This is a genomic window from Nostoc sp. CALU 546, assembly GCF_048836525.1.
The window spans coordinates 1-5723 of record NZ_JAWJTF010000032.1 but is presented as its reverse complement, the minus strand read 5'-3'; the positions used below and the strand labels follow the sequence as shown (position 1 = coordinate 5723).

Genomic DNA, 5723 nt, shown 5'->3' with positions numbered 1-5723 from the left:
CAAAGGTGCATCGGCAAGTCCTTCACAGTCTTCGATAGGGGTGAGGAAACGGCCTTCGAGAGTATCATGAGCAACTAGTACAGCACGGCAGAAATAAACCACCCATTCCCAATCAACAAAACCCTTACGCTGTCTTCATTTTTAATTTTTAATTTTTAATTTTTAATTCCGCCTTGCGGTACTAGTGTCTAAATAGTTAACAGCAAAATCTACTGTGGAAAAACCTTTACACTATCACTGGCTATAGATAACTCTACTCTTGTACCCACAGGTAACGCCGTATCTTTCAGCGTCCGCGCATGGAGTTCTTTACCAGAGGGAGTTTGTAAACAATATTGATACTCACGTCCTAAAAAGCGTCGGGTGCGGACGACTACGGGCGCATCTGTGGCTGGCTTTAAGATAAAATCTTCTTGGCGGATCATGATTTCACCACTATCATCGGTGTGATTTGCTGTTAACTCAAAACTGCCAATTTCTGTTTTCCATAAATTCCCTTGACGATGGGCGGGAAGGAAATTAGCTTGAGTCACAAATTCGGCGACAAATCTTGATGCTGGATGAGTATAAATTTCTTCTGGTGTGCCTAATTGCTCTAAATGTCCTTGGCGCATCACACCCACTATATCTGAAATAGCTAATGCTTCTTCTTGATCGTGGGTAACAAAAATTGCTGAAGTACCCGCCGCTTTGAGAATGTCGCGCACTTCTTCTCGCAAGCGCAACCTAACTTGAATATCAAGATTGCTCAAAGGTTCATCCAAAAGCATGAGTTGGGGTTGGGGTGCTAAGGCACGGGCGAGTGCAACTCTTTGCTGTTGTCCACCTGAGAGTTCATAAGGGTAACGTTTTTCTAAGCCTTCGAGTCTCACCAAATTAATGACTTCGGCTATGCGTTTTTGGATTTGCTGTTTACTGAAATGTTTCAACCCAAAAGCCACATTTTCTGCCACATTTAGATGGGGAAACAGGGCATAATCTTGAAAAACAACGCCGATGTCGCGCTGTTCGGCTGGGATGCAAGTAGAATTATTACAAACTATCTGTTCACCAAGTTTAATTTCTCCTACTTGCGATCGCTCAAAACCAGCAATCATTCTCAACAGCGTAGTTTTACCACAACCGGATGGGCCGAGCAATCCCAAGATATCTCCTTGTTGCAACGTCAAAGATACGTTATCTACAGCAGGAAAGGCACTTTCTGCAAACCGCTTGGTGACATTTTGTAAATCTAGAATTACTTGTTGCATAGGGAGTGGAGAGTACTATAGTTCAATTACTTGAAAAGTTTCAAATCAGTAGAGGTGGAATTCTATAAGTGATTTACCTCCTGCCTACTGCCTCCTACCTCCTTCAAGACTTGCTCTTTTTTGACGTTCTCTTGAGATAGCACCAATAAAGTTGAACCCATAGAAACCAACAGCATCGCTAATGAAGCCGCCGCCGCATCGGCAAAATCTACATTTTCTGTAGCTTGCCAAATTTGCATTGCTAAGGTGCTAAAGCCAATAGGCGCTAACAGCATGGTGGCGGGTAGTTCTTTAATCGCTGTTAAAAATACCAGCACCGCACCACTCAACACACCTGGTTGTACTAGAGGTAGGGTAACTTCTCTTAAAGTTTGCCAAGCATTCCTACCTAGACTACGCGCTGATTCTTCTAGCTGGGGATTGACTTGCAAAAGCGAACTGCGGACTGTTCCCACTGATTGCGGTAAAAATAAAACTAAATATGCAAATATCAGCATCGGCAGAGTTTGGTACAGCGCTGGCAGATAGTTGGCACCAAAAAATACCAAAGATAAGGCAACAACTATTCCTGGAACTCCAAAACCTATATAAGAACAGCGTTCAATTATGGCGGTGATTTTACTCGGAAATCTGACTGCTAAAATTGCTACTGGTAAGGCAAAGATGGTGGTAACTAAAGCCGCTAATCCAGCCGCGCCAATGGAGTTGAGAATGGTGGGGAATAAATTGGGGAAAGTATAGCCACCGTTAAGTCCGCGAATCAGCCAAAATAAGGTGATACCTACTGGCAAAACTACACCAAAGCTAGTAATTAGTAGACAAAAGGCGAAAGCTGGCCATTTCCAAATCCCCAACTTGACAATTTTCGGTGGACGTAGAGAAGCGGAACCACGACTATAATAAGCTGCCCGCGATCGCATTCGATATTCTAACCACAAAATCAGCAGCACCAATGTCACCAACATCAAAGATAAGGCTGCGGCTGAGTTCCGATTAAAACTAGTTTTATATTGTAAAAAAATTGCCCGCGTAAAGGCATCAAATCGCATCAGCGAAGGTGTACCAAAGTCGCGCAAAGCATATAAAGCGACTAATAATCCACCTGCAATTAGTGATGGTTTCAACTGTGGCAAAACTACCTTAAAAAAGGTTTCTCTACTACCATAACCCAAACTACGAGACGCTTCTTCTAGAGATGGATCAATACCTTGTAATCCAGAACGTACACTCAGTAGCATATAGGGATAGGTAAACAAAGTAATTGCCAAAACTGTCCCAGGAAAACCATAAATTGAAGGTAATTCTTCTACTCCTAATGGTTGAAGCAACAGCTGCAAAAAACTACCCCGTGGTGCCAAAGTTGCAATCAAAGCAAAGCTGCCTACATAGCTAGGAACCGCTAAGGGTAATGTTGTCGCCACTAACCAGAAACGTCGTCCTGGTAAGTCTGTCCGCACAGTTAAAAATGCCAATGGTACGGCAATTAGTGTGGAAAATAATGTTACCGTTGCTGCCATTGCCGCACTGTTGAAAAAAACCATAATATTGCGGGGACGAGAAATCAATTCCCAGAACTCTTCCCCGCCAATACCTGCGGTGCGAATCACTAAGTATAGTAATGGCAGGGCAATGGCAATTGCCACTACCGCTGCCGATAATGTGAGAAATAATGGAGGGCGAACCGCTTTCAACTGTTACAAAACTCCTGCCTGCTGTAATAAATTCAACGTTGCTGGCAAATCATCTAAATCTGTCAAGTTAACATTGGGTGGATTTAGCTTACTAATTGGTACTTGTTTTGATGGCGCTGGGATTCCTTTTACTAAAGGATACTCGTTAGTTTCTTGAGCAAAGTAATTTTGTGAACTCTGTTTGAGCAGGTAATCAATTAAAGCTTCTACATCAGCTTTTTGATCTGTGGTTTTCGTAATAGCTACTCCTGCCACGTTAATCATTGATCCTGCATCTTTGCTTGTGTAATGGTGGGCAACAGGAAAGTTAGGATCATCTTTTTTGAAGCGATATAAGTAATAATTATTCACTAAACCGAGATGAACTTCTCCACGTCCCACAGCTTCAACGATCGCAGAGTTTTTACCGTAATCTTTGACACCATTAGCTTTCATCGCTTTGAGCCATTGGAGAGTCTTTGCATCGCCATCTAAGACTCGCATTGCCGTAACAAATGACTGAAATGAGCCGTTTGTGGGTGCCCAGCCGACTTTACCGCGCCATTTCGATTCTGTTAACTGCGAAATTGATGTCGGTAGTTCCCCTTGTTTAACTAACTTTGTGTTGTAGTCAATTACACGGGCGCGTCCGGAAATTCCTAGCCAATGGCCTTTGGCAGAACGAAAGCGAGAATCAACCTTGTTTAGCAGTTTAGAGGCAATTGGTAGCGTTACCTGTTTTTTCTCCAAAGTGCCTAAAGCACCAGCATCTTGAGCAAAAAACAAGTCTGCACGGCTATTTTTGCCTTCTTCCAAAAGTGCGATCGCTAATTCAGCAGTATCGCCATAACGCACTTGAATATCCTGATTCAAGTCTTTTTTGGCTTTCTCAATTAAGGGGCCAATTAGTTTTTCTTCTCTGCCTGAATAGATCACGAGGGTTTTGGTTTGGGCATTTACAGCCACCCCGATTCCCCAACCGAGCGTTACAGCTAGAGCTAACGCTGAAACTTTCAGCAATGGTAAACTTTTCAATTTCCAATCCTCCACCTTAATACTTACCAGGAAGTTTTTGCAATAATCTTGGTATTCTCAACCTTTACCATTAACCTGTACTGGTAAGCAATAAACTTTCTCAAAAAATTTAGATTTTTCCTATCTTTGCCAGATGCATTCCAGCCAATAGCAAGTTATATGACTTGTACTTGCTGCATGAGCTTGAGTGTTGTCTCTAAATCGCTAAGATTACTCAAGTCGATTTTTTGAGTTTGTTTTTTAATTTCTTGGAGAGATTTTAGTTTACCTTTGGGCGCAACAGCCGAAGTTAGAGGATACTCAAAAGTTTGATTAGCAAAGTAGTTTTGGGCATTTTCATTCAGCATGAATTCGACAAACTTTTGAGCAATATTGGGATGTTTGGCGCTGTTAAGAATTGCTACACCTGCGACATTTACCAAGGAACCCACATCATCGGTAAAATGATGCTCCACAGGAACTTGAGGATTATCTTGTTTGATTCGTTCTAGATAATAATGATTGACAAATCCCACAGCAATTTCGCCGCGAGATAAGGCTTCTACGATCGCAGTATTATTAGGATAAACTTTAGCATTGTTAGCTTTAATACCTTCTAACCATTGCCTAGCCTTGTCTTCTCCTTCTGCAACTCGTAAGGCGGTGACAAAGGATTGAAAGGAACCATTTGTAGGTGCCCAGCCAATTTTACCTTTCCATTTCGGTTCAGTAAAGCCAAAAATAGACGATGGTAATTCCCCTGATTTTACTAATTTAGAGTTGTAATCTGCTGTACGCACTCTCCCCGAAATACCTAGCCATTTCCCCTCTGGTGAACGATAGGTAGTATCTACTTGATTGAGAAGAGATGTTGGTAACTGTACTGCTCGATTTGCTTTTTGAATAGCTCCAAGGGCGCTAGCATCTTGGGCGAAGAAGACATCTGCGGGACTGTTTGCCCCTTCTTCCAAAATTGCTGATGCTAACTCAGCAGTATCGCCGTAGCGGACTTGTACCTTAGCATTGGTTTGTTGCTCAAATTGTTTGATCAGCTCACCAATGAGTTTTTCGTTGCGTCCTGAGTAGATTACTAGCTCTTTTTCTAAGACACCAGTAGCAGCCGTAGCTGGTGTAGCTTGCCCTGAAGGCGATTCGGCAGTATCGGTGGGAGTTTGATTAGGATTACAAGCGATCGCTAATCCCCCACTAGCAGTTGCTAGTCCAACTATATAGACAAACTTACGGCGCTTCATAATTTTCTTCCACCAGAATTAAAACTATTACCCAAAATTATCAATAATCGTATTGATTAAATATATCGATAATATCATAAACTGGTTTTACTCTTGACTAACATCTAAAACATAATGTTTTTTCTAAATCAAGATATTACAGCAAATTTTACTTATTTTATCTGGTTTAGCCGAGACTTATACTCGCCAGGGCTAGCCATAAATTAGAGTTTACAAACATCATCTTGGAGAGTTTTTACCTTGATTATTGATAATATTTTGAATAAAGTTCCAAGAAATACTTGATATTAATTTCCATTAAATCAAAAAGGTTGCCTTTAAGCAACCAGATACAGATGGGAATTATTTTCGTGTGGAAATAAGTGTGAGGTAAGCTAATTGGCATTTAACTTGCATCATCAGGGCGGGCACGCTGCCATTGGTGTCCACCTTCAGCCCCCACTCGCGTCCTGCTTGGGTGTTGCTTCACCCGCCAGGGATTGTAAATCCCTGACTAATTGCTCAAGTATACGGCAGTAGCCTGAAAATTTTTGCCC

The 5723-nt window shown here is 41.9% G+C and carries 4 protein-coding genes; all 4 read right to left on the bottom strand.

Annotated features, from left to right (window positions below):
* Positions 1-209 precede the first annotated feature (209 nt).
* Positions 210-1250, bottom strand: coding sequence for an ABC transporter ATP-binding protein (locus RRG12_RS17485; protein WP_420760150.1), 1041 nt, complete (start codon positions 1248-1250; stop codon positions 210-212).
* 62 nt (positions 1251-1312) lie between these two features.
* The gene (locus tag RRG12_RS17480) at positions 1313-2941 is read right to left on the bottom strand and encodes an ABC transporter permease (RefSeq protein ID WP_420760149.1); all 1629 of its coding nucleotides are present in this window, start codon (positions 2939-2941) and stop codon (positions 1313-1315) included.
* A 3-nt stretch (positions 2942-2944) separates the two neighbouring features.
* Positions 2945-3955 (bottom strand): iron ABC transporter substrate-binding protein, encoded by a 1011-nt coding sequence (locus tag RRG12_RS17475; protein WP_420760148.1) that lies wholly within the window; start codon positions 3953-3955, stop codon positions 2945-2947.
* A gap of 155 nt (positions 3956-4110) precedes the next feature.
* Positions 4111-5187 (bottom strand): iron ABC transporter substrate-binding protein, encoded by a 1077-nt coding sequence (locus RRG12_RS17470; protein WP_420760147.1) that lies wholly within the window; start codon positions 5185-5187, stop codon positions 4111-4113.
* Positions 5188-5723 lie beyond the last annotated feature (536 nt).